At 68.1% G+C, this 21939-nt stretch carries 17 protein-coding genes; 4 read left to right on the forward strand and 13 right to left on the reverse strand.

The window, feature by feature from the left end; genetic code table 11:
• Positions 1-27: 27 nt before the first annotated feature.
• The 3 genes from serB to ACWCIA_RS01620 all read right to left on the reverse strand — a co-directional run bounded on the left by serB (position 28) and on the right by ACWCIA_RS01620 (position 5327).
• On the reverse strand, positions 28-870 hold the full coding sequence (gene serB / locus ACWCIA_RS01610) for a phosphoserine phosphatase SerB (protein ID WP_454160567.1): 843 nt from the start codon (positions 868-870) through the stop codon (positions 28-30).
• Between the two features lie 25 nt (positions 871-895).
• Positions 896-4342, reverse strand: coding sequence for a transcription-repair coupling factor (gene mfd, locus ACWCIA_RS01615; protein ID WP_454160319.1), 3447 nt, complete (start codon positions 4340-4342; stop codon positions 896-898).
• Positions 4343-4430: 88 nt separating this feature from the next.
• Positions 4431-5327 carry a DMT family transporter gene (locus ACWCIA_RS01620; protein WP_454160321.1) on the reverse strand — a complete coding sequence of 299 codons (897 nt, stop codon included), beginning with the start codon at positions 5325-5327 and terminating at the stop codon, positions 4431-4433.
• 292 nt (positions 5328-5619) lie between these two features.
• Here ACWCIA_RS01620 and ACWCIA_RS01625 point away from each other — a divergent pair, with 292 nt between their 5' ends.
• Positions 5620-6087, forward strand: a complete 468-nt coding sequence (locus ACWCIA_RS01625; RefSeq protein ID WP_454160323.1) for an Lrp/AsnC family transcriptional regulator — start codon at positions 5620-5622, stop codon at positions 6085-6087.
• A gap of 58 nt (positions 6088-6145) precedes the next feature.
• Here the strand turns inward: ACWCIA_RS01625 and ACWCIA_RS01630 are convergent, their stop codons facing one another.
• Positions 6146-6661, reverse strand: a complete 516-nt coding sequence (locus tag ACWCIA_RS01630; RefSeq protein ID WP_454160325.1) for a hypothetical protein — start codon at positions 6659-6661, stop codon at positions 6146-6148.
• Positions 6662-6940: 279 nt separating this feature from the next.
• Here ACWCIA_RS01630 and ACWCIA_RS01635 point away from each other — a divergent pair, with 279 nt between their 5' ends.
• Positions 6941-7897: a GGDEF domain-containing protein gene (locus tag ACWCIA_RS01635; RefSeq protein ID WP_454160327.1), complete on the forward strand. Its 957-nt coding sequence runs from the start codon at positions 6941-6943 to the stop codon at positions 7895-7897.
• A gap of 5 nt (positions 7898-7902) precedes the next feature.
• Here the strand turns inward: ACWCIA_RS01635 and ACWCIA_RS01640 are convergent, their stop codons facing one another.
• From ACWCIA_RS01640 to ACWCIA_RS01675, 8 genes are all read right to left on the reverse strand, one after another.
• On the reverse strand, positions 7903-8658 hold the full coding sequence (locus tag ACWCIA_RS01640; protein WP_454160329.1) for a DNA-binding protein: 756 nt from the start codon (positions 8656-8658) through the stop codon (positions 7903-7905).
• Between the two features lie 68 nt (positions 8659-8726).
• Positions 8727-9668, reverse strand: coding sequence for a 5'-nucleotidase (locus ACWCIA_RS01645; RefSeq protein WP_454160331.1), 942 nt, complete (start codon positions 9666-9668; stop codon positions 8727-8729).
• Positions 9668-10660: an HDOD domain-containing protein gene (locus tag ACWCIA_RS01650; RefSeq protein ID WP_454160333.1), complete on the reverse strand. Its 993-nt coding sequence runs from the start codon at positions 10658-10660 to the stop codon at positions 9668-9670. The genes ACWCIA_RS01645 and ACWCIA_RS01650 overlap by 1 nt, the downstream gene beginning before the upstream one ends.
• A 153-nt stretch (positions 10661-10813) precedes the next feature.
• Positions 10814-11230, reverse strand: coding sequence for a hypothetical protein (locus ACWCIA_RS01655; RefSeq protein WP_454160335.1), 417 nt, complete (start codon positions 11228-11230; stop codon positions 10814-10816).
• Positions 11231-11355: 125 nt separating this feature from the next.
• Entirely contained in the window at positions 11356-11604 is a 249-nt protein-coding gene (locus ACWCIA_RS01660; protein WP_454160337.1) for a hypothetical protein, read from the reverse strand.
• A gap of 131 nt (positions 11605-11735) precedes the next feature.
• Positions 11736-13532, reverse strand: coding sequence for a putative bifunctional diguanylate cyclase/phosphodiesterase (locus ACWCIA_RS01665; protein ID WP_454160339.1), 1797 nt, complete (start codon positions 13530-13532; stop codon positions 11736-11738).
• Positions 13495-14946, reverse strand: coding sequence for a sensor domain-containing diguanylate cyclase (locus ACWCIA_RS01670; protein ID WP_454160341.1), 1452 nt, complete (start codon positions 14944-14946; stop codon positions 13495-13497). Before ACWCIA_RS01670 ends, ACWCIA_RS01665 begins: the two co-directional genes overlap by 38 nt.
• Positions 14943-15329: a PAS domain-containing protein gene (locus ACWCIA_RS01675; RefSeq protein ID WP_454160343.1), complete on the reverse strand. Its 387-nt coding sequence runs from the start codon at positions 15327-15329 to the stop codon at positions 14943-14945. The genes ACWCIA_RS01670 and ACWCIA_RS01675 overlap by 4 nt, the downstream gene beginning before the upstream one ends.
• Positions 15330-15509: 180 nt before the next feature.
• Between ACWCIA_RS01675 and ACWCIA_RS01680 the strand changes: the two genes are divergently transcribed.
• Positions 15510-16745: an AMP-binding enzyme gene (locus tag ACWCIA_RS01680; protein ID WP_454160345.1), complete on the forward strand. Its 1236-nt coding sequence runs from the start codon at positions 15510-15512 to the stop codon at positions 16743-16745.
• Positions 16746-16748: 3 nt separating this feature from the next.
• On the opposite strand, the gene ACWCIA_RS01685 is transcribed toward ACWCIA_RS01680, so the two are convergent.
• Positions 16749-19163: a penicillin-binding protein 1A gene (locus ACWCIA_RS01685; protein WP_454160346.1), complete on the reverse strand. Its 2415-nt coding sequence runs from the start codon at positions 19161-19163 to the stop codon at positions 16749-16751.
• 140 nt (positions 19164-19303) lie between these two features.
• Between ACWCIA_RS01685 and ACWCIA_RS01690 the strand changes: the two genes are divergently transcribed.
• Positions 19304-21589 carry an OPT family oligopeptide transporter gene (locus tag ACWCIA_RS01690; RefSeq protein WP_454160348.1) on the forward strand — a complete coding sequence of 762 codons (2286 nt, stop codon included), beginning with the start codon at positions 19304-19306 and terminating at the stop codon, positions 21587-21589.
• Positions 21590-21939: the final 350 nt, after the last annotated feature.

Here is a 21939-nt window from a genome sequence, read left to right on the forward strand (position 1 = left end):
CCCAGGCTGAGGCCACGCGTGTCGGAATTAACCTAGCACCGCCAGCACCCCGTCGAGCCCGCTGAAATTGAGCGCCACGTCGGCCTGCGCCCGCACCACGGGCTTGGCGCGGAAGGCCACCGACAGGCCGGCCACGCTCATCATCCTGAGGTCGTTGGCGCCGTCGCCCATGACGATTGCCTGCCGGGTGTCGATGCACAGTTCCGCGCACACGCGCTGCACGGTGCGCATCTTTTCCTCGGCGTCGACGATGCCGCCGGTCACGCGCCCGGTCAGGCGGCCATCTTCCACCTCGAGCAGGTTGGCGTGGGTGTAGTCCAGGCCCAGCCGGGTTTTCAGGCGGTCGGTGAAGAAGGTGAAGCCGCCCGAGACCAGCAGGGTCTTGAGGCCGGCCGCCTGCACCGCGGCGAGCATCTCGACGGCGCCCGGCGACAGGCGCAGGCGCTCCTCGTACACGCGCTCCAGGGCCGATGCTTCCAGCCCCGCGAGCAGGGCGACGCGGCGCGTGAGGCTGGCCGCGAAATCGAGTTCGCCGCGCATCGCCGCCTCGGTGATTTCGGAGACCTCGGCCTTGAGCCCCTGCATGTCGGCGATCTCGTCGATACACTCGATGGTAATCAGCGTCGAGTCCATGTCCATCGCCACCAGCCGGAAGTCGGCCAGCGTGCGTCCTGCGGCCACAAAGGTTGCGTCGACCCCGGCGGCAAACGCCGCTTCCTGCACCGCGCGCGCGAGCTCAGGCGAATGGGAAACGTCCTCCCCGCGCAGCGCCCGCTCGCCGAGCGCATGCGTGCGCGCCGGCCGGGCCAGGGCCAGCACGGCCTCCAGCGATTCCATCGAGGCATTCGGGCCTTGCACCACCAGATTCATCGTCATCGTGTTCTTCTTGATCTACTTAAGCCAGCAGTTGTTTGATGGTTTGCTTCACCTGCAGCACGCGCGCCGCCAGGTCGGGCATGGCGGCCGTGATGCGCAGCTTGTCCTGGCCGGCCAGCTTGATGTGCCGGTTCTTCTGGATCAGCGTGATGATCTTGATCGGGTCGATCGGCGGCTTCTCCATGAACTGCAGGTTGGCCGCCTCGCCGTGGGCGTCGATCTTCACGATGCCGACGGTTTTCGCTGCGATGCGCAGGCGGTGGGTCTCGATCAGGGCCTTGACCTGTTCCGGGAGTTTACCGAAGCGGTCGATCAGCTCTTCCTGCATGTCGTCGACCTTGCCCTGGCTTTCGCAATTGGCCAGGCGCTTGTAGATCGACAGGCGCTCGTGCACGTCGCCGCAGAAGTCGGCCGGCAGCAGGGCGGGCACGTGCAGGTTGATCTCGGTGGTCGAGGACAGCGGCGCGGCCAGGTCCGGCTCCTTGCCGGCCTTCAGCGAGCGCACCGCCTCGTTGAGCATGTCCGAATACAGCTGGAAGCCCACTTCGAGCATCTCGCCCGACTGGTTCTCGCCCAGCACCTCGCCGGCACCGCGGATTTCGAGGTCGTGCATCGCCAGGTAGAAGCCGCTGCCCAGTTCTTCCATCGCCTGGATCGCGTCCAGGCGGCGCTGCGCCTGCTTGGTGAGGTTGGAGACGTCGTTCACCAGCAGGTAGGCATAGGCCTGGTGGTGCGAACGGCCGACGCGTCCGCGCAGCTGGTGCAGCTGGGCCAGGCCGAACTTGTCGGCGCGGTGCATGATGATCGTGTTCGCGCTCGGCACGTCGATGCCGGTCTCGATGATGGTCGTGCACAGCAGGATGTTGAAGCGCTGGGCCACGAAGTCGCGCATCACCTTTTCCAGGTCGCGCTCGTGCATCTGGCCGTGGGCGACGCCGATGCGCGCCTCCGGCAGCAGTTCGCGCAGCATGGCGAGACGGTTCTCGATGGTCTCGACTTCGTTGTGCAGGAAGTAGATCTGGCCGCCGCGCTTCAGTTCGCGCAGGCAGGCTTCGCGGATCACGGAGCCGTCCTCGCTGCGGACAAAGGTCTTGATCGCCAGGCGCTTTTGCGGGGCCGTCGCGATGATCGAGAAGTCGCGCAGGCCCTCCAGGGCCATGCCCAGCGTGCGCGGGATCGGCGTGGCGGTCAGGGTCAGTACGTCGACCTCGGCGCGCAAGGCTTTCAGCGCCTCCTTCTGGCGCACGCCGAAGCGGTGTTCCTCGTCGATAATGACGAGCCCGAGGCGGGTGAATTTCACGTCCGGCGATAGCAGCTTGTGGGTGCCGATCACGATGTCGAGGGTGCCGTCGGCCATGCCCTTGATCGCATTGTTGATTTCTTTTCCCGTTCTGAAGCGCGACAGCTCGGCGATTTTCACCGGCCAGTCCGCGAAGCGGTCGGCGAAGGTTTGCGCATGCTGTTCGGCCAGCAGCGTGGTCGGCGCCAGGATCGCCACCTGCTTGCCCCCCATGACGGCGATGAAGGCGGCGCGCAGCGCGACTTCGGTCTTGCCGAAGCCGACGTCGCCGCACACCAGGCGGTCCATCGGCCGGCCCGAGGTCATGTCCTTGATGACGTTGGAGATCGCCTCGGCCTGGTCCGGCGTCTCGTCGAAACCGAAGCTCTGGGCGAAGTTCTCGTAGTCGATGCTCGAGTATTCGAAGGCGTGGCCGGTGCGCGCGGCGCGGCGGGCATACAGGTTCAGGAGCTCGGCGGCGGTGTCGCGCACCTGCTCGGCGGCTTTTCGCTTGGCCTTGTCCCACTGGCCGGAACCGAGCGAGTGCAGCGGCGCGTCCTCGGGCGAGGTGCCGGAATAGCGCGAGATCACGTGGAGCTGCGACACCGGCACGTAGAGTTTCGTGTCCTTGGCGTATTCCAGGTGCAGGAACTCCATCTCGCCTTCGCCCAGGTCCATGCTGGTCAGGCCCATGTAGCGGCCGATGCCGTGGTTGATGTGCACCACCGGGTCGCCGATCTTGAGTTCCGACAGGTCGCGCACCATGGACTCGACCTGGCTGCTCGCTTCCTGCTTCTTCTTGCCGGCGCGGCGGCCGGAACCGGCATACAGCTCGGTCTCGGTGATGAAGGCGATGCAGCCGCTCGATTCTTCCAGCAGCTCGAAGCCGGCCTGCAGCGGCGCCACGCCGAGCGCGAGCTTCGCGTCGCTCGCGCGCATGCCTTCGAAGCCTTCGACCGAAGCCAGTTCCAGCTTGTATTCGTTGAAGTACTGCTGCAGCGTTTCGCGGCGGCCGTTCGACTCGGCGCAGATCATCACGCGGCAGCCGGTGCGCATCAGGAACGCGCGCAGGTTGGCCAGCGGGTCTTCCAGGCGGCGGTTGACGGCGATGTCGGGAATCGGCGCCGACAACTCGGAGGCGGGCGCGTTGGCGTCGCGCGGAATGTTCCAGCGCCCGTGCTGCTTGGCGCAGGTGAAGAACTGCTCGTTCGACAGGAACAGTTCGCGCGGCTCGAGGATCGGGCGTTCGCGGTCGCTCTTGAGGAAGCGGTAGCGCGACTCGGTGTCCATCCAGAAGCGCGAGATGGCGGCGTCGATGTCGCCGACCAGGGCCAGCGGCCCGTCTGCCGGCAGGTAATCGAAGAGGGTCGCCGTCTCCTCGAAGAAGAGCGGCAGGTAGTATTCGATGCCGGCCGAGGCGATGCCGCTGCCGATGTCCTTGTAGATCGTCGAGCGCGACGGGTCGCCCTCGAAGCGCTCGCGCCAGCGGCTGCGGAAGCTCGTGCGGGCCGCCTCGTCCATCGGGAATTCGCGACCCGGCAGCAGGCGCACTTCCTTGACCGGGTAGAGCGAGCGCTGGGTGTCGGCGTCGAAGGTGCGGATGGTCTCGATCTCGTCGCCGAACAGGTCGAGGCGGTAGGGCAGGGCCGAGCCCATCGGGAACAGGTCGATCAGGCCGCCGCGCACCGAGTACTCGCCGGGCGACATCACCTGCGACACGTGGCTGTAGCCGGCCAGCGTCAGCTGGGCCTTGAGCCTGGCCTCGTCGAGCTTCTCGCCCTGGCGGAAGAAGAAGGTGTACGCCGCGAGGAAGGACGGCGGCGCCAGGCGCACGAGGGCGGTGGTGGCGGGCACCACGAGCACGTCGCACTGGCCCTGGCGGATCTCGTGCAGGGTGGCCAGGCGTTCGGAGACCAGGTCCTGGTGCGGCGAGAAGGCGTCGTAGGGCAGGGTTTCCCAGTCCGGCAGCAGGTGGCAGGCCAGCTTGCCGTCGGCGAACCAGGGAATCTCGTCGAGCAGGCGCTGGCCGTCGCTGGCGTTGGCCACGACGACGGTGAGCATCTGCCCGCTTTCCTTGAAGGCGAGCCCTGCAACGGCCAGCGCATAGGCGTCGGACGAGCCGGACAGGGCAGGCAAAACGAAACGGTTACCGGGCTTGGGGAGGTGCTTTTTGAGGTCGAAAGGCATGCAGGCGGGCAGGTTGCGTTCTAGCCGATGGGTTGTCCATTATAGACGAACCCACCGCGCCACGCCCCGCACACGCTGCCAGTCGGCTTTATCGCCGGCGCATGCCGGACAGGGCGACGCCGGCCAGGATCACGCCGAAGCCGGCCACATGGTAGCCGTGCGGCGCTTCGCCCAGCAGCGGCCAGGCCGCCAGCGTCGCGAACAGCGGGATCAGGTAGACCGACATGCTGGCGCGCGCCGGGCCGGCGACGGCCACCAGGCGGTCGAAGCAGAAGTAGGCGCCCAGGCTGGGCACGACCGCAAGGAAGGCCAGCGCCAGGTAGAGGCGCGAATCGAGCAGGTTCGGGGTCGCGCCGCCGAGGCTCTCGAAGGCCGCGAAGGGCGCCAGCACCAGCGCGCCGCCGCCGATCAGCGCGGCCAGCTTGACCGTGGCCGGCATCGCCGGCAGCGGCAGGCGCCGTCCCAGCACCGTGTACAGGACCCAGCCGCAGGCGGCCAGCACCACCCACAGGTCGCCGGTGCCGAAGGCGAGGTCGCCGAGGGCGCCCAGCTCGCCGCGCGAGAGCACGATCAGGATGCCGAGGACCGCCAGCAGCATGCCGCCGGCCTGGTTTTTCGACAAGGGCGCCTTCCAGACCAGGGTTTCCAGCAGGGTGACCAGGGCCGGGCAGGCGGCGAAGATGATGGCGATGTTCGCCGCGCTCGTGTGGCGGGCGCCGACGTATTGCGGGCCGACGGCCAGGCCCATGCCGAGGCCGGCGAGCAGCATCAGGCGCGGCCAGTTGGCGCGCAGCACATGGCGCAGCGCCCACAGGCGCGGGCCGACGGTCGGCAGCAGGATCGCAAAGGCGAGCGCCCAGCGGCCGAAGGCGAGGAACAGCGGCGGGATGGCGGCACTTTCGGCCCAGCGCGCGACGAGCAGGTTGGCGGCGAACAGGGCCGGGGTAACCAGCATGAGCGGCAACTCGGCCGGGACGGGTTGCACCGCATAGCCTGATCCTGCACGTGAAACTGCTTCTGACACTAGGACTCCGAAATGAACTCTGATAGGCGAATCACAGCTGAATGCTGCGACCGCAAAACCCGCTGCTGCGTGCGCTGCGGGGCGCATGGGGATGCGGTGCGAATGGCAAAGCAACATTTTACTGCGCTGCACAAAGAATGTTCTTTCGTTTTCCCGGCAGTTTGCCCCAGATGTCTGAAGCTTCTTCTACAGTTCGGCTAAAATAGATAAGAACTATCTACGCTAAGTAGTAATACTGAGAGGATTAGCAAGAATGAAAGATGGCGTGCTCGACGAGATCGACCGCAAGATCCTGCGCACGCTCAGCCAGGACGGCCGCATCAGCAACCAGAAACTGGCCGACACGGTCAACCTGTCGCCGACGCCCTGCTGGCACCGGGTGCGGGCACTGGAAGAGTCGGGCCATATCAGCGGCTATGTCGCCGTGCTCGACCAGCGCACGATGGGCCTGCCGGACACGGTGATCATCGAGGTCACGGTCGACCGCCACGACGACGAGATCTTCCAGCGCTTTTCGGACGCGCTGGCCGACCTGCCCGAAGTGATGGAAGCCTACCTGCTCTCGGGCGAATACGATTACCTGATCAAGGTGGCGGTCTCCGGCACCGAGGGCTACGAGCGCTTCCTGCGCCAGAAGCTCTACAAGCTGCCGGGCGTGACGCACACGCGCTCGACGTTCACCTTGCGCTGCCTGAAGCGCACGCCATCGGTGACCTTGTAGCCGGGACAAAAAACGCCGGCATGGAGCCGGCGCTTGTCGACGATGCGAGAGGGGCGGTTCAGCGCCCCTTGCGCAGGCGCTCGCTCTGCTCGAAGCGCTCGGAATTGCGTTCGCGGCGTGCGAATTCGCCCTGCCAGGCGGCGAGGCGGCGGCTCTTGCGCACGCCGGTGTTGTGCTGGGCGACGTATTCGACGGTGGCGCCGAGCCAGGTTTCGTGGCGCGCCATCATGTGCTCCGCATTCGCCTGCGCCGCCTCGGCCACGCGGGCCACGACGGCATCGACGTGGGCGCGGGCCTGGGCGCGTTCGGACGGGGTCATCGCGGCAAGCACGTCGGCGGGAATGCGCGCGTCGGCCGGGGTGGCGCGCAGGCGGTTCATGTAGCCTGCGTGGCAGGCTTCCCACTGGACGATGGCCTTGTGGACGCTGCGGATCTGCAGGTTGGCGTGCGAGACGGCCGGTACCTCGGGCGCCGCGCAATGGTAGTTGTCGGTGGCGAGGTCGGCGCCGGTGTAGCCGGAGGTCCAGAACCCGACTGCCGCTTCCTGGTCCGCGCCGCGCTGTACGGTGCTCAAGGCCGGCTCGGCCATTACCGCGCCCGTTGCCAACAACATCATCAGTCCCGCCAGTTTCCGCATGGTCGCCTCACAATGAATGGATGTGTTCCGAGCATAGTGCCGCGCTGCCGGACTGGCAATGACATTTGCGTACCGCTCTGTATCGAAGAGGGAAAGAATGTCGGTCATGTGGCGCCGTTGCACAGATGCAACTTCCATGCGACATCTTGCTGTAACATGGGCTTTTTCCATTTGATAATTGAGCATGGACGATGCAGCTCGTCCGGCCCGCAGCGCATGAGCACCAGCCTTCACCTGAATCCCCACATCGGCAGCGACGACCCCGGCGTCTACCGCACGCTGCTCGAATCGACCAAGGCCATCCCCTGGAAAATCGACTGGGCCACGATGCGCTTCGCCTACATCGGCCCGCAGATCGAACAGCTGCTCGGCTGGAGCCAGTCGAGCTGGCTCACTGTGAACGACTGGGCCGACCGCATCCACGAGGACGACCGCCAGCGGACGGTGGACTTCTGCGTGGCCCAGTCGCAGCAGGGCGTCGACCACGAGGCCGACTACCGGGCGCTGACGGCCGACGGCGAGTACGTCTGGATCCGCGACGTGGTGCACGTCAAGCGCCACCCCGACGGCAGCGTCGATTGCCTGGTCGGCTTCATGTTCGACATCAGCGAACGCAAGAGCGCCGAGGACAAGATCCTGCAGCTGCAGAAGGAGCTGGAGACCCTGTCCTACCGCGACCCGCTGACCGGCATCGCCAACCGCCGCCTGTTCGACCAGATCCTCGCGGCCGAGTGGACGCGTTCGCGCGCCGCCGGCGAGCCGCTGTCGCTGGTGATGATCGACATCGACGCCTTCAAGGGCTACAACGACAGCTACGGCCACCCGCAGGGCGACGCCTGCCTGAAACAGGTGGCGGCGCTGCTCGACGACACGGCGGCCCGCACGCGTGACCTGTGCGCCCGCCTGGGCGGGGAGGAGTTCGCGATCCTGCTGCCGGCCACCAGCCTGGATGCCGCCCACAAGGTGGCCGAGCGCTTCGCCCGTATGCTGGCGCGCGCCGCCATCCCCCATCGCCAGTCGCCGGTAGCCGAGGTGCTCACCTGCAGCATCGGCGTGGCCACCACCGTGCCGGGTGTGCACGACCAGGCGGCCGCCTTCGTCGCCCTGGCCGACCGCCGTCTGTACCGCGCCAAGACGGATGGGCGCAACCGGATCGACATGACCTCAGCCTGAGGCTGCTACTTCGGCAGGCGCGCGCGCAGGGTTTCCAGCTCGGCGCGCAGGGCGGTGCGCTCGGCCAGCGAGGCCGCCAGCTGCGCCCGCATTTCCTTGACCTCGGCGGCAAAGCCGTCGCGCGCGGTGGCCGCGCCGACCAGCTCCATCTCGGCCGCCAGCCGGGCGTCCGATTGCGCCGCCGACGCCGCCACGTTGCGCTCGAGCTGCCCGCGCAAGTCGGCCAGCTGGGCATCCTTGCCGTCGATTGCCAGCTGGTCCTTGGCCTTGCTGACCAGGGCGTCCATCGCCACCTGGCGCGCGTTGCGCAGCTCGGCGTTCAGGCGTTCGATTTCTTCCGCGTGCCCGGCCGCGACGGCTTCGGCCTGGGCGCGCGCCGCGGTGGCGCCGTCGACCTCGGCCTGCAGGCCGTCGCGCTCGGCCTCGAGCCGGGCGCTCGCCGCCAGTAGCTCGTCCATGTCGCGCCCGGCCTGGTCCAGCGCCGCGCGGGTGCCGGCGCCTGCTTCCTGGGCAAACTGCTGCGCCCATTTCGCCAGGTCCGCGACCAGCGCCGCGGGCAGCTGCGCCGGCGGCGCTTCGGCCGGCTGGGCGCGGCCGGCGCGCCAGGCCAGCAGCGCGCGCCCGATGGCGGCAGGCGAGCCGCCGCCGAGCGCCTCGCGCAGGGTGTCGATCGTGACGGGCTTGCCGGCAGCGTGCAGCTTGTCGGCGGCTGCGTCGACGTCGTCGGCGGGAAGGTTGGGGCGGGCGTCCTGGCGAGGCATGTTCGGGTCCACGAAATGAGGTGAACGCTATTGTAAGGGCCACGCCGACTTTCGGCCGGCCGCCAGCATTAGGTGGGTGCTCGCCGGTTCGCGATCCCGAATGGCACATGCACCATCGGGATGGAGCCGCCGGGCGAGGCGCGCAGGTGGGTCAGCTGGTCGTCGAAAAAGATGTGCGGCTTGAACACGGACAGCACGCGCGACTTGTCCATGCCGCCGAGGAAAAAGGTTTCGTCGGGCGACACGCCCCAGCTTTTCAGGGTGGTGACGACCCGCTCGTGCGAGGGGGCGTTGCGCGCGGTGATGATGGCGATGCGCATGATCCGGCGGTAGCCGGGCTCGCGGCGCTGGGCGCGTTCCTCGAGCCGCTGCATCATGGCCAGCTTCTGGAACAGGTCCGCCAGCGGTCCCGGCCCGTGCGGGCGGCCCATGTGCAGGGTTTCGTGGGCGTGGAATTCGTCGAGGTCGTTGTTGCGCTTGAAGACGGTTTCCGATTCGTCGTCGGCCAGCACGCCGTCGAAGTCGAAGGCGACGCGCAGTTCGAGGTCGTCGTCCTCGTCGGCGATCTGCGAAGGCAGCACCAGGCCGGCCGGGTAATCCACGGCGATCGCGCTCTTCACGTCTTCCTCGTTGGCGCTGAGGAAGAGCGACGCATTGAATGCCGGCAGGTAGGAGTAGGGCGACTTGCCCGCCATGAAGGCCGCGCGCGAGATGTCGAGGCCGTAGTGGGCGATCGAGCGCATCACGCGCAGCCCGGTTTCGGGCGAATTGCGCGAGAACAGCACCACTTCCACCGGCGACTGGCGCGGGAAACACTGGTTAATGTTCAGGAAGCGCCGGATGAAGGGGAAGGCCACGCCCTTGCCGAGGACGGTGTCGAGGTGCTGTTCCTGGTAGAGGCGGTACTCGTCCGGGCCGCGGTCGAGGTAGACCTGGTGCGATTCGGACAGGTCGAACAGCGCGCTGGAAGCGACGCCGATGACGAGTTTTTGTTCGATCGGGAACGGCATCAGCCCTCCTGTGGGCGCAGTTGGTTAAAGACGGGAAGTCGAGCCGGCGTGAGGTGGGCGGCCACGAGCGGATCGTCCGGCGCGAGCACGCCCGCATCGAGCAGCAGGCGCAGCTTCGACAGGGCGTCGGCCGCGGCCAGCACCTCCCCGAGCGGGCCGGGCTTGCCGGCGACCGCCTCGGCCACCGCCTCCGGAAACTCCCACTGGCGGGCGATGCCCTCGGCCAGGCGGCGGGCATGGCCGAGCAGGGCGGCGCTGAAGGCATCGGAGCGCGGCAGCACGTCCTCCGTATAGACCTGGTCGATCAGGCGGAATGCGACGACCAGGCCGACGTTCTGCACCAGGCCGGCGAGATAGGCCTCGAAGGGATTGGCGCCCGCTTGCGGGGCCAGGGCGCCGGCCGCCTGCGCGCATTTCTCGGACTGGCTCCAGACCAGGGGCGCGACCAGTTTGGCGAAGCGCCCGGTCTGCATGCTGATCACCGGGCGGAAGGCCACCCGCGCCAGCAACATGCGCAGCCCGTTCTGGCCCAGCAGCATGACCGCGCCTTCGATATTGCGCACCGGCGTCGTGGAGCGGTAATACGGGCTGTTCGCCTCGCGGATGACTTCGGCGACCAGCACCAGGTCCTGCGCCACCATGCGCGACAGGTCGGCGCTCGAGACGTTCTCCATGCGCAGGCTGCGCAGCAGTTCGGGAATCACCGCCGGCACGCGCGGCACCAGCCCGGCCGCCTTCTCGGGTTCGCGGGCCAGCCGCGCCAGCTCGTCCGTGATGAGGCGCTCGGTGGCCTGGGGCGCGTCGCCGCCGGCGCTGCCGGCCAGCCAGCGGTAGAAGGCGAGGTCGACGCCGCCGCGGTCCGCCGGGCCGGCGCCGGGCGCAGCAGCGGCAGGCATGGCAGGGGCGGTATCGGCTGCCGGCGCAGGCGTGGCGGATGGCTTGTCGCCGCGCCGCGTGGCGCCGCCGAACCATCGCGCGAACCAGTTTTTCATCGTGGACAAGCCTCGGCCTTGGGAAGATCCGATTCTACCCGACAACGACGCAGAAGGAGGTGGGGGGGACTGAAGGGTGAACTGAAGGGGAAAGAGGCCGGGCGAACCGGCCGGCGACACGCCGGGAAGCGTGCCGCACACGTGCAGGAAAACTTAGCGGCCGGTGCCGGTAGGAGGGACAGGCGTGCGGGTGCCCGTGGTGCCGGTGCCGGTGGTGGTCGGGGTGCCGGCGGTGCCGGTCGTGCCGGTCTCGCCCATGGTGCCGGTGGTGCCCGACGTGCCCGAGGTACCCGACGTGCCGGTGGTACCCGTGGTGCCGGTGGTGCCCGTCGTACCCGTCGTGCCGGAGGAGGTGCCCGAGGTGCCGGTGCCCCAGCTGCCCGAGGTGCCGGTCGTGCCGGTGGTGCCCGACGAGGTACCCGACGAGGTGCCGGTGGTGCCCGACGAGGTGCCGCTGGTGCCCATCGAACCCGAGCTGCTGGTATCCGACATGGTGTCGGTCGACTTGCAGGCTGCCAGGCTCAGGCCCATCGCGGCGGCCAGGATAACGCTCAGAGTGGTGCGTTTCATATTATTTTCCCTCCTTGGTTGTGTGAGGTCTTCATCATGGGAGCGCTCTGTTCCGTTCACTATAGGAAGGAAGCGAGCGTTTGTGTAGGAGAAACCGGACAGTTAGTATCGAATGCGGGTAAAACTCAGCGGCGCTCGCCCGAGGTCGCGGCGCTGGCTCCCTCGACCGTCCCGGCTTTGGGGTCGGTTGCGCCCGTGGTGCCGGAGGTGGGGTTGGCGCCGGGTGCGCCGGTGCTGCCGCTGGTCATCGAGCCGCTCGAGCTGCCCGAGGCGGTCGTTCCCATCGAATCGCTGCCGGTCGTCGTGCTTGTCGTACTGCATGCGGCCAGGGCGGTACAGGCCGCCAGCATCATGGCTGTCGTGAATCGCTTCATGGTTATCCCCTCGGAGTAATGACAGGTTGTCATGATGCGGCCGCGCCCGTGGGGACGCCATAGGAGCAACACCAAGGGCTTTGTAGGACACCCCGGACGTCGCACGGGGATGCCGCAGGAAGAAGCCGGATTCAGGCCTGGCGCCGTTCCCGGATCCAGTCCACCAGCGCGTTCGACACCACCGGCCGGCTGAACAGGTAGCCCTGGCCCTTGGCGCAATGCTGGGCGCGCACGGCCTCGAGCTGGGCGGCGGTCTCGATGCCTTCCGCCACCGTGTTCATGCCCAGGCTTTGCGCCACCTTGACGGTCGCCTCGATCAGCACCCGGTGGTGATGGCTGGTGTCGGCGCGGCTCACGAACGAGCGGTCGATCTTGACGGTGTCGACCGGCAACAGGTGCAGGCTCGACAGGGACGAGTAGCCGGTGCCGAAATCGTCGAGCGCGAGCTGGACGCCGAGCGCCTTCAGTTCGTGCAGGCGCAGCTGGGTCTGTTCGTCCTGGGCGGCCAGGCTTTCGGTCACTTCCAGCTGCAGGCAGGCCGCCGGCATGCGCGTGCGCGCCAGGGTGGCGGCCACTTTCGCGGTCCAGTCGGGCTGGGCCAGCTGGGCGCGCGACAGGTTGACCGCCATCAGGCGCGGCGCGTCCGCTCCCAGCTCCGCCCGCCAGCGCATGAAGTCGGCGCAGGCGCGTTCGAGCACGAAGTCGCCGATCTGGTCGATCAGCCCGCACTCTTCGGCCACGCCGATGAAATCGAAGGGCGGCACCAGGCCGCGCGTCGGATGCTGCCAGCGCACCAGGGCCTCGACCCCGGCCGAATGGTCGATGCGGCCGTCCGCCGCCAGCCCGACCACCGGCTGGTAGACCACGAACAGCTGTTCTTCGGCGAGTGCCAGGCGCAGCTGGGATTCGATGTCGGCGCGGCGCTCGGCGCGTTCGCGCATGGCGCGCTCGAACACCGCGTGGCGGGCGCCGCCGGCGCGCTTGGCTTCGATCATGGCGATGCTGGCGTCGCGGATCGCCTCGTCGGCGTTGCCCTCGGCGCTAGCCCCCCAGAGCACGCCGATGCTGGCGCGGCAGGGCACCTGCTGGCCCTCGAGTTCGTGCGGACGCGCCAGGGTGTCGAGCAGGCGCAGGGCCAGGCGCTCGGCTTCGTCCGGATGGTGCAGGTTCGACAGCAGCACCACGAACTCGTCGCCGCCGACCCGGGCCACCAGGCCGGCGCCGCCCGCGGACGGGTCGACCAGGCCGTTGGCCGGCAGGCCGCCGGCGCGCATGCGGTCGGCCAGGGCGGCCAGCAGGCGGTCGCCGATCGAATTGAGCAGCCGGTCGCCGCCGGACTGGCCGAGGGTGTCGTTGATCTGGCGGAAGCGGTCGCAGTTCAGGAACAGCAGGGCGAACGATTCGCCGGCGCCCTGGTGGTCGAGCAGGTCCTGCAGCTGGTCGCGCGCGGCCGCGCGGTTCGGCAGGCGCGTCAGGGCGTCGGTGCGGGCGGCGCTGCGCAGGCGGCGGCGCAGGGTTTCCTGCTCGCGCTGCATTTCCAGCGTGGCGTCGGTGATCGCCGCCATCAGCCGTTCGGCGTCGAGTTTCATCAGGCTGATCGACAACACCTGCGGCGCGCCCGGCGCAGCCTGGCCCTCGAGCGGCACGCGCAGGGCGTCGCACACCACGCCCGAGGGATCGCCGAAGGCGACGGCCAGTTGCCGCACCTGGGGCGCGACTGGTTCGAGCACGGCGAACAGGTTGTCCAGGCCGCCTTCGCGCGCCAGCGGCATCAGCAGGTTCGAGGCCATCGGGTTGAGCATGTCGACGGTGCCGTCGAGGCTGGTCTGCACCAGCCCGATCGGGGCGCGGTACAGGAACTCGACCAGCGCCTCGTAGGCGTCGATCTGCTCAACCTGCATGTCGGCTTCGCTGTGGAGTGTTTTCATGGTTGGGCAGGTCGGGAGTCCAGGCGGCGACGCGGTTGCGGCCGCCGGCCTTGGCGAGGTACAGCGCCTGGTCGGCGCGCTTGATGAGGACGTCGATGTTAGCCGATACGGCGCCCGTTCCGCTGTCCTGTACGCCTTCCTGTACGTTGCCGCAGGCGCTGTCGAGGACGGCCACGCCGGCGCTGACCGTGTAGGCGATCTCGGCGCCGTCGGCCGCCACCAGCCGGGTCGAGACCGACGCGCACAGGCGCTCGGCCACCGCCACCGCCTGCGCCAGGTGCGTCGAGGGCAGCAGCACGGCGAACTCCTCGCCGCCGATGCGCGCCACGGTGTCGACGGCGCGGAAGGTGTCGCGCAGCGCGGCGGCCAGGTCGCACAGGACGCGGTCGCCGGCCGGGTGGCCGTAGCGGTCGTTGATGTGCTTGAAGTGGTCGGCGTCGAACAGCACCAGCGCCAGCGAGCGCGGGGTATGGCTGGCACGCTCGAGTTCGAGGTCGGCCGCCTCGAAGAAGGCGCGCCGGTTGCCCAGGCCCGTCAGGTGGTCGCAGAAGGCGGCCTGGCGCCGCTTTTCGCTGGCGGCGCGCTTGTCGCTGATGTCGCGCAGGATCAGGCAGTAGGCCGGGGCGTGAGGATCGTCAAGGTCGAAGGCTTCGCGGTCGGGCAGGGGCGCGATCAGGGCGCTGCCCCAGAACTGGCTGCCGTCGGCGCGCAGGCGCAGGCCTTCGTCCATGCTCCAGCCGTTGCGATCGGCTTCGCGCAGGCGGTCGAGCAGGTGCTCGCCGGTCATCGCATCGGGCGGATAGAAGACGGAGTAGGGCGCACCGACCACATGCTCGCCGAAGCCGGTCACGCGCCCGATGCTGTCGTTCCAGTCGCACAGGCGGCCCTGGCGGTCGAGGGCGGCCAGGGCATAGTCGCTGATGCGGGTCAGGATGGCGTTCAGCCAGGCGTCGCTCTGGCGCAGCTGGCGCTCGCGCCGTACTTCGGCCGTCACGTCCTTGATGACCGCCATCAGCCGCGTATCGTCGAGCTTGAGCAGGGTGAAGGACAGGATCTGCGGGGTGCCGCGGCGCTCTTCGCCGGCGCGCAAGTGGATGTGCAGGCCTTCGAAGATCATGCCGTGGCGGCCGGGGTACTGCGCGCACTGCAGGCGCAGGTCGGGCGCGACGTCTTCCAGGGCGGCGAACAGGTTCGTCAGGTTGCCGTCGGGCGAGAGCGGCATCAGGAGCTGGGCCGAGATCGGGTTGATCATCACGATCTCGCCGTCCATGTCGGACTGCACCAGTCCGACCGGCGCCAGGTAGAGGAACTGCATCAGCGCTTCGTGCTCTGCGCGCAGGGCGTCGAATTCGGCCTGGAATTCGGCCGGGCACCCGGCTGGTAAAGGCGCGGCGGCGCCGTCGATGGCAATCACCGGCGCTGGACCAGGACGTAGCGGGTGCTGCCGGCCGCGCTGGCCAGCAGGCGCAGCTTGACCTTGATCGGGCGCATGCGCAGGGTCAGCACGTAGTCGATCGTGTCGTCGAGTTCGCTGGCGTCGAGTGCGGCGTCTTCGAAGCGCTGGGCGACCATGAAATTGTTCAGGCAGGGCGCAACGTTCGTGAACAGCGGCTCGCCGATCACCCGCTGCGGCGACAGGCCGGCAGCCTGCGACTCCACGGCGTTATAGCGCTGCACGATGCTGTCGGCATCGAAACCGATCACGCCGAAGCCGAGCGCGTCGAGCTGCTCCTGGTTGCAGGCGTCGATGAGGTCGGCAAGGCCGCGGTCGTCGAAGGTAGGGGAAACGCTGGTCATGGGAGGCCCTGGAGAAAGATGCAAACCACATATAATTGATTTGCGGAAACTAAATGTTGGCATGGGGCTGCACGGGTGTCAATCGTGCGCGCACTGCGAAATGACGATTTTATCGTGCGGTTGACAGAAACGTCTCCCCGCTGTCACCATCCGCCACCTTTATTTGTCGAAATGGAAACGATGGAGCACCCTGCGCATCCCCAATGGTGGCGGCATGAAATTGCACTCCAGCGCGTCGTGCGCGACCTGGTGGCCTTTGAGCTGGCCCAGGCGCGGCCAGGGCGTCCGTTGTCCGCACAGGCATGGCCGGCCGCGCTTGACCTGACCGCTGACCTGGCTGCCGACCTCGGCGCCGACTCGCTCGAGCTGATGGGCGCAGCCACGGCGCTGGGCGACCTGCTCGGCTTCGGCCGTACCGGCATGGACGCGGCGCTGCTGGCGCGCCCGCTGCTGTCCGACTGGGTCGCGGCGGCGCGCGCCAGCCTGGAAGTGCATGACGCCGAACTGGTGTTCCGCACCTCGGGCAGCTCGGGCGCGCCCAAGCGCTGCCCGCATGCGCTGGCGAGCCTGTGGCGCGAAGTCGACGCGCTGGCGGCGCTGCTGCCCGGCCGCCGCCGCATTCTGAGCGCAGTGCCGGCCCATCATATCTACGGTTTCCTGTTCACGGTGCTGCTGCCGCAGGCGGGCGGCCAGGCCTTGCCCCTGGTCGACCTGCGCGCGCAGTCGCCCGCCTCGCTCGCCGCGCTGCTGGCGCCGGGCGACCTGGTCGTGGGGCATCCGGACTTCTGGGGGCAGGTGGCGCAGACCGCGCCGGGCTTCCCGCCGGACGTGGTCGGCGTCACCTCGACCGCGCCCTGTCCGCAGGATGTGGCCGAGGCGCTGGCGGCGGGCGGCCTGCGCCTGCTGCAGGTCTACGGCAGTTCGGAGACCGCGGGAGTGGGCTGGCGCGACGCGGCGGGCGATGCCTATCGGCTGCTGCCGTACTGGCGGCGCACCGGGGCCGACAACACGCTGGAACGCGATGGCCTCGACGGGACGGTCGAGCGCCACGTGCTGCAGGACCGCCTGCTGTGGAGCGGGCCGGACCGCTTCGTCCCGAACGGGCGCATCGACAACGCGGTGCAGGTGGGCGGGACCAATGTGTTCCCGGCCTATGTGGCGGAGGTGCTGGCGATGCATCCGCAGGTAACCGAATGCGTGGTGCGGGCGATGCGGGCGGACGAGGGGACGCGGCTGAAGGCCTTCGTGGTGCCTGTCGAGGGAGCGGACAGCGCGCAGCTGCGTTCGGAGCTGACGCGCTGGATTGGCGAACGTCTCTCCAGCGCGGAGTGCCCGGCCGCTTATTCCTTCGGGCCGGCGCTGCCGCGCCAGCCGAATGGAAAATTGGCCGACTGGATTATCGACGCCTGGGAGTGAATATTATTGTGTCGGCGGCACGACCACCGGTTGCGGCGCCGGGGAGGTGAGAACGGTGTCCGGGTAGGGATGCGCTTCCTCGTCGGGCTGCTCCGGCTCTTCTCCCGTTTCCGGTTCCGCCGGCGCCAGTTCGACGTCGATCGTGCGCAGTTCCGGCATCTCGGCGAATTCGGCGTAGACCCAGTCGTCGCGATCGCGCAGCACGCCTTCCGGCTCGGGGCGCTCGGTCTCGGGGCGCTTGGCGAGCGCCACTTCCATGTAGTCGAGCCAGATCGGCAGCGCCAGGGTCGAGCCGAATTCGCGTCCGCCCAGCGAGCGCGGTTCGTCGTAGCCCATCCAGGCCACCGCCACCACGTTGGCGCCATAGCCGGCGAACCAGCCGTCGACGGCGTCGCTGGTGGTGCCGGTCTTGCCGGCGACGTCGGCGCGTCCCAGGCGCTTGCCGGCGGCCGCGCCGGTGCCGTGGTGGGCGACGTCGCGCAGCATGCTGTCCGTGATGAAGGCGTTGCGGGCGTCGAGCACGCGCGCGCTTTCCTGGCGCGGCGCCGGCGGCTCGGCGCGGAACAGGACGCTGCCGTCGCCATCCTCGATCTTCGCGATCAGATAGGGCTTGACCGCGTAGCCGCCGTTGGCGAAGACGGCGTAGGCGCTGGCCATCTGCTCGGGCGTGACGGCGCCGGTCCCGAGCGCCATCGTGTAGTTCTTCGGATGGCGCGCCATGTCGAAGCCGAACTTGCCGAGGTGCTCGTGGGCGTAAGGCACTTCGATCGCGCGCAGCAGGCGCACGCTCGCCACGTTCCTCGACTGGGTCAGCGCCTGGCGGATCGTGATCGGACCCTTGTACTCGCCGTCGTCGTTCTGCGGCGACCAGGTCGCGCCCGCGTTCTCGCCGGGCATGTCGAGCGGCGCGTCGAGGATCAGGGCGCCCGGCGAATAGCCTTTCTCCACCGCCGCCGAGTACACGAAAGGCTTGATCGTCGAACCGGGCTGGCGCCAGGCCTGGGTCACGTGGTTGAACTTCTGCAGGTTGTAGTCGAAGCCGCCGACCAGGGCCTGGTAGGCGCCGGTATCGGCGTCGAGCGCGACGAAGGCGGCGGCCACCTGCGGCACCTGGGTGATGGCCCATTCCGCCTTGGCGCCGGGTTTTCCGGTCTTCGTGATGCGCACGATGGCACCGGGCGCGATCTTCTGCGATTCCTTGCCCTTGCCCGACAGGCCGGCCGCGGCGAACTTCAATCCGGCGCCCGTGATCGTGATGCTGTCCTCGTCCAGCGTGGTCACCTTCACCGACTTGCTTGAACTTTCCAGCACCATGGCCGGGATCAGCCCATCGCTCGACGGCCGCTTCTGCAGGGCCTCGACCACGGCTTCCTCGCGCTCGGCCTCGTCGACCGGGAGTTCGATGCGCGCTTCCGGGCCGCGGTAGCCGTGGCGCGCGTCGTAGGCCAGCACGTTGCGGCGCACCGAATCGTAGGCCGCTTCCTGGTCCTTCGAGACGATGGTGGTCGTGACCTTGATGCCGCGCGTATAGGATTCTTCGGCGTACTGCGCGAACACGGCCTGGCGCGCGAGTTCCGCCACGTACTGGGCGTGGGTGCCGAATTCCTTGGGGCGCGCATGCACGCGCATGGTCTCGCCGACGGCTTTCGCATACTGGGCTTCGTCGATGTGGCCGAGGTCGCGCAGGCGGCGCAGCACCTGTTCCTGGCGCGCCTTGGCGCGCTTCATGTTGACCGCCGGGTTGTTGCGCGAGGGGTTCTGCGGCAGGCCGGCCAGCATTGCCGTTTCCGCGAGCGTCAGCTGGTCCAGCTTCTTGCCGAAATAGCTGCGCGCGGCGCTGGCGAAACCATAGGAGCGCTGGCCCAGGTAGATCTGGTTCATGTACAGCTCGAGGATCTGGTCCTTGGTGAGCGCATCCTCGATCTTCTTGGCCAGCATGACTTCGTTGAACTTGCGCGACACGGATTTTTCGCGCGAGAGGAAGAAGTTGCGCGCGACCTGCATCGTGATGGTCGAGGCGCCGCCGGAGCCGAAGCCGCCGCGTACGTTCGAGACCACGGCGCGCGCCGCGCCCATCCAGTCGATGCCCTTGTGTTCGTAGAAGCGCGCGTCCTCGATCGCCAGCACGGCGTTCTTCATCATCGGCGGCATCTGGGCGATCGGCACGAAGTCGCGGTGCTCCTCGCCGAATTCGCCGATCAGCACATTGTCGGCCGTGTAGACGCGCAGCGGGATCTTCGGCTTGTAGTCGGTGACGGCGTCGATCGAGGGGACGTTGGGCAGGATCGCGAACAGGAACCACACGGCGACGCCGGCGATCAAAAGGACGAGGCCGGCGAGGATGAAGAGAATGAAACCTTGTTCGCGGCGCCGGGGGAGGGACCGGAGCGGCCGGAGGGGCTGGAAGGACTTGGTCAAGACAGTGTTCTCCTGCTGTGGCCTGCGCAAAAAGGCATGCCGGGCGGGGCATTATAATCCGCTTTTCTTACAGTCAAGCATATGCCATAGTCTCCCTTTCGTCCGCTTTCAGCCCCACCTAAGTAACCCAAAGGCCCCCAATGCCCTACGATCCCGATTCCGTTCCCGGCGCCGCCGGCGTGAAGCCGTATATTCCAGCGAACGCGCAACTGCCCGAGTTCACGATCCGCGCCCTCGTGATGGGCGTCGTGCTAGGCATGGTCTTCGGCGCGTCTTCGCTCTACCTGGTATTGAAAGTCGGCCTGACGGTCAGCGCCTCGATCCCGGTGGCGGTGATCGCCATCACCCTGTTCGGCATGTTCAAGAAGATGGGCGGGCGCGAATCGAGCATCCTGGAGAACAGCATCACCCAAACCGCCGGTTCGGCCGGCGAGTCGCTCGCCTTCGGCCTGGGCGTCACCATGCCGGCGATCATGATCCTCGGCTTCGACCTGGAGATCTCGCGCGTCATGCTGGTCGGCGTGCTGGGCGGCCTGCTCGGCATCCTGATGATGATCCCGATGCGCCGCACGATGATCGTCGAGGCGCACCGCGAGCTGAAATACCCGGAAGGCACGGCCTGCGCCGAAGTGCTGAAGGCCGCCGCCACCGACACCTCGCGCGCCGCCGCCGGCGAAGTGCGCGAAGCCGGCTCGGACGCCGCCCGCGACGCCAAGCGCCGCGCCGCCATCATCTTCGCCGGCTTCGGCGTCGGCCTGCTGTACAAGGTCGCCAACGTCTCGCTCAAGGGCTGGAAGGACGTCGCCAACTTCGAATTCGGCGCGCCGCTGAAGGCGGGATCGGCCGGCGCCGAAGTCTCGCCCGAGCTGGTCGGCGTCGGCTACATCATCGGCCCGCGCATCGCCTTCACGATGGCGGCGGGCGGCGTGCTGTCCTATCTGCTGCTGATCCCCATGATCAAGTTCTTCGGCGAGCTGCTGACCGTGCCGCTGTCGCCCGGAACGATGCTCATCAAGGACATGTCGCCGGACGACATCCGCGACGCCTACGTGCTGTACATCGGCGCCGGCGCCGTGGCTGCCGGCGGCCTGATTTCGCTGGTGCGCTCGCTGCCGTCGATCTGGAACGGCCTGAAGGGCGGGCTCGCGAGTATGAGCAAGGACGGGGGCAAAGGCAAGGCCGCGGCCGGCACGGCCCTGCGCACCGACCAGGACATTCCGTTCAAGTGGGTTGCGATCGGCTGCCTGGCGATCATCGCCATCATCACCTTCGCCACGCCGCTGCACATGAACCTGCTGGGCGCCTTGCTGATCCTCGTGTTCGGCTTCCTGTTCGCAACCGTTTCCTCGCGCCTGACGGGCGAAGTCGGCTCGTCCTCGAACCCGATTTCCGGCATGGCCGTCGCCACGCTGCTGTTCACCTGCCTCATCTTCCTCGTCATGGGCTGGACCGGCGGCCAGTATTACGTCACCGCGCTGTCGGTCGGCGCCATCGTCTGCATCGCGGCGAGTAACGCCGGCACCACCTCGCAGGATCTGAAGACCGGCTTCCTGGTCGGCTCGACCCCGCGCCTGCAGCAATACGCGATCCTGTGCGGCGCCTTCGCCTCGGCGCTGATCTTGGGACCCATCCTGCTGAAACTGAACGACGCCGGCACGGTCTACGTGCCGGCCGCCCAGGTGGCGCCGGGCGTGACCGTCGACGCCACGAAGCTGACGGAAACGGCGCAGCTGCAGGGCCCACAGGCGGAAACGGACAACAAGACCTATAAGGTCTGGCGCAAGCCGGACGCCGCCGGCGGCCCGGCCGGCAAATATCTCGTGGCCGACGACGGCCGCCTGGCCTACCTGGTCGATCCGGGCATCAACGGCCACTACGACAAGCGCCCGGACGGCACCGAGGTCAAGAAATACGACGCGCCCAAGGCCGTGCTCATGTCCTACATCATCAAGGGCATCCTCGACCGCGAGCTGCCCTGGACCCTGGTGCTGTTCGGCGTGATGATCTCGGTGGTGCTGGAACTGGCCGGCATCCAGGCGCTGGCGTTCTCGGTCGGCGTCTACCTGCCGCTGGTGTCGACGCTGCCGATCGCCGTCGGCGGCGCCGTGCGCTGGCTGGCGGACCGTCGCAACAACAAGCTGCCGCAGTACACCAAGCTGAACGCCGAGGAACGCACCGCCGCCGGCGACCGCAGCTCCGGCACCCTGCTGGCCTCGGGCTACATCGCCGGCGGCGCCCTGGCGGGCATCGTGATCGCCATCACGGCCGGCGTGATGACCAACTTCGACAGCATGATGGCGAAGTGGGCGGAGAGCTCGAATCCCTTCGTGTCGGGGCCGAGTGCGGACCTGCTGTCGCTGATTCCGTATGCGGCGATTATCGTGCTGTTGTACTGGGTGGCGCGCGAGAAGGCGGCTGCGAAGTAAGGTCACCGTTCGGCGCTCGATGGTGAAACGGCGCGGACGTAGGGTGGGCGGCTAAACTCGTCCACTCGCACCCACGCGACGGGTGCGCCGCCCACGCGTTCAAACAAGGCGGACCGCCGGGGTCGAGCAGCCTGACCGTGTCCAGCACCGGGATGGCCATGACATTCGTCGAACTTGCCCGGTCCGTATGAACGAACAGGCGCGGGCTGATCATCCGCGGCGGTCCGCCTTGTTTGAACGCGTGGGCGGCGCGAAGGTCGCCTTTGTGCAGACCGTCGGGTATAGCCGCCCACCCTACGCCTAATCATCCAGCCATAAAAAACGGCAGCCCGAAGGCTGCCGTTTTTCGT

This window comes from Massilia sp. SYSU DXS3249 (genome assembly GCF_053668055.1).

Excerpts from the sequence above, each read along its gene's own strand:
- serB (WP_454160567.1), bottom strand. The coding sequence starts at position 870 with ATGAATCTGGTGGTGCAAGGCCCGAATGCCTCGATGGAATCGCTGGAG.
- mfd (WP_454160319.1), bottom strand. The coding sequence starts at position 4,342 with ATGCCTTTCGACCTCAAAAAGCACCTCCCCAAGCCCGGTAACCGTTTC.
- ACWCIA_RS01625 (WP_454160323.1), top strand. The coding sequence starts at position 5,620 with ATGAAAGATGGCGTGCTCGACGAGATCGACCGCAAGATCCTGCGCACG.
- ACWCIA_RS01635 (WP_454160327.1), top strand. The coding sequence starts at position 6,941 with ATGAGCACCAGCCTTCACCTGAATCCCCACATCGGCAGCGACGACCCC.
- ACWCIA_RS01640 (WP_454160329.1), bottom strand. The coding sequence starts at position 8,658 with ATGCCTCGCCAGGACGCCCGCCCCAACCTTCCCGCCGACGACGTCGAC.
- ACWCIA_RS01645 (WP_454160331.1), bottom strand. The coding sequence starts at position 9,668 with ATGCCGTTCCCGATCGAACAAAAACTCGTCATCGGCGTCGCTTCCAGC.
- ACWCIA_RS01650 (WP_454160333.1), bottom strand. The coding sequence starts at position 10,660 with ATGAAAAACTGGTTCGCGCGATGGTTCGGCGGCGCCACGCGGCGCGGC.
- ACWCIA_RS01655 (WP_454160335.1), bottom strand. The coding sequence starts at position 11,230 with ATGAAACGCACCACTCTGAGCGTTATCCTGGCCGCCGCGATGGGCCTG.
- ACWCIA_RS01660 (WP_454160337.1), bottom strand. The coding sequence starts at position 11,604 with ATGAAGCGATTCACGACAGCCATGATGCTGGCGGCCTGTACCGCCCTG.
- ACWCIA_RS01665 (WP_454160339.1), bottom strand. The coding sequence starts at position 13,532 with ATGAAAACACTCCACAGCGAAGCCGACATGCAGGTTGAGCAGATCGAC.
- ACWCIA_RS01675 (WP_454160343.1), bottom strand. The coding sequence starts at position 15,329 with ATGACCAGCGTTTCCCCTACCTTCGACGACCGCGGCCTTGCCGACCTC.
- ACWCIA_RS01680 (WP_454160345.1), top strand. The coding sequence starts at position 15,510 with ATGGAGCACCCTGCGCATCCCCAATGGTGGCGGCATGAAATTGCACTC.
- ACWCIA_RS01690 (WP_454160348.1), top strand. The coding sequence starts at position 19,304 with ATGCCCTACGATCCCGATTCCGTTCCCGGCGCCGCCGGCGTGAAGCCG.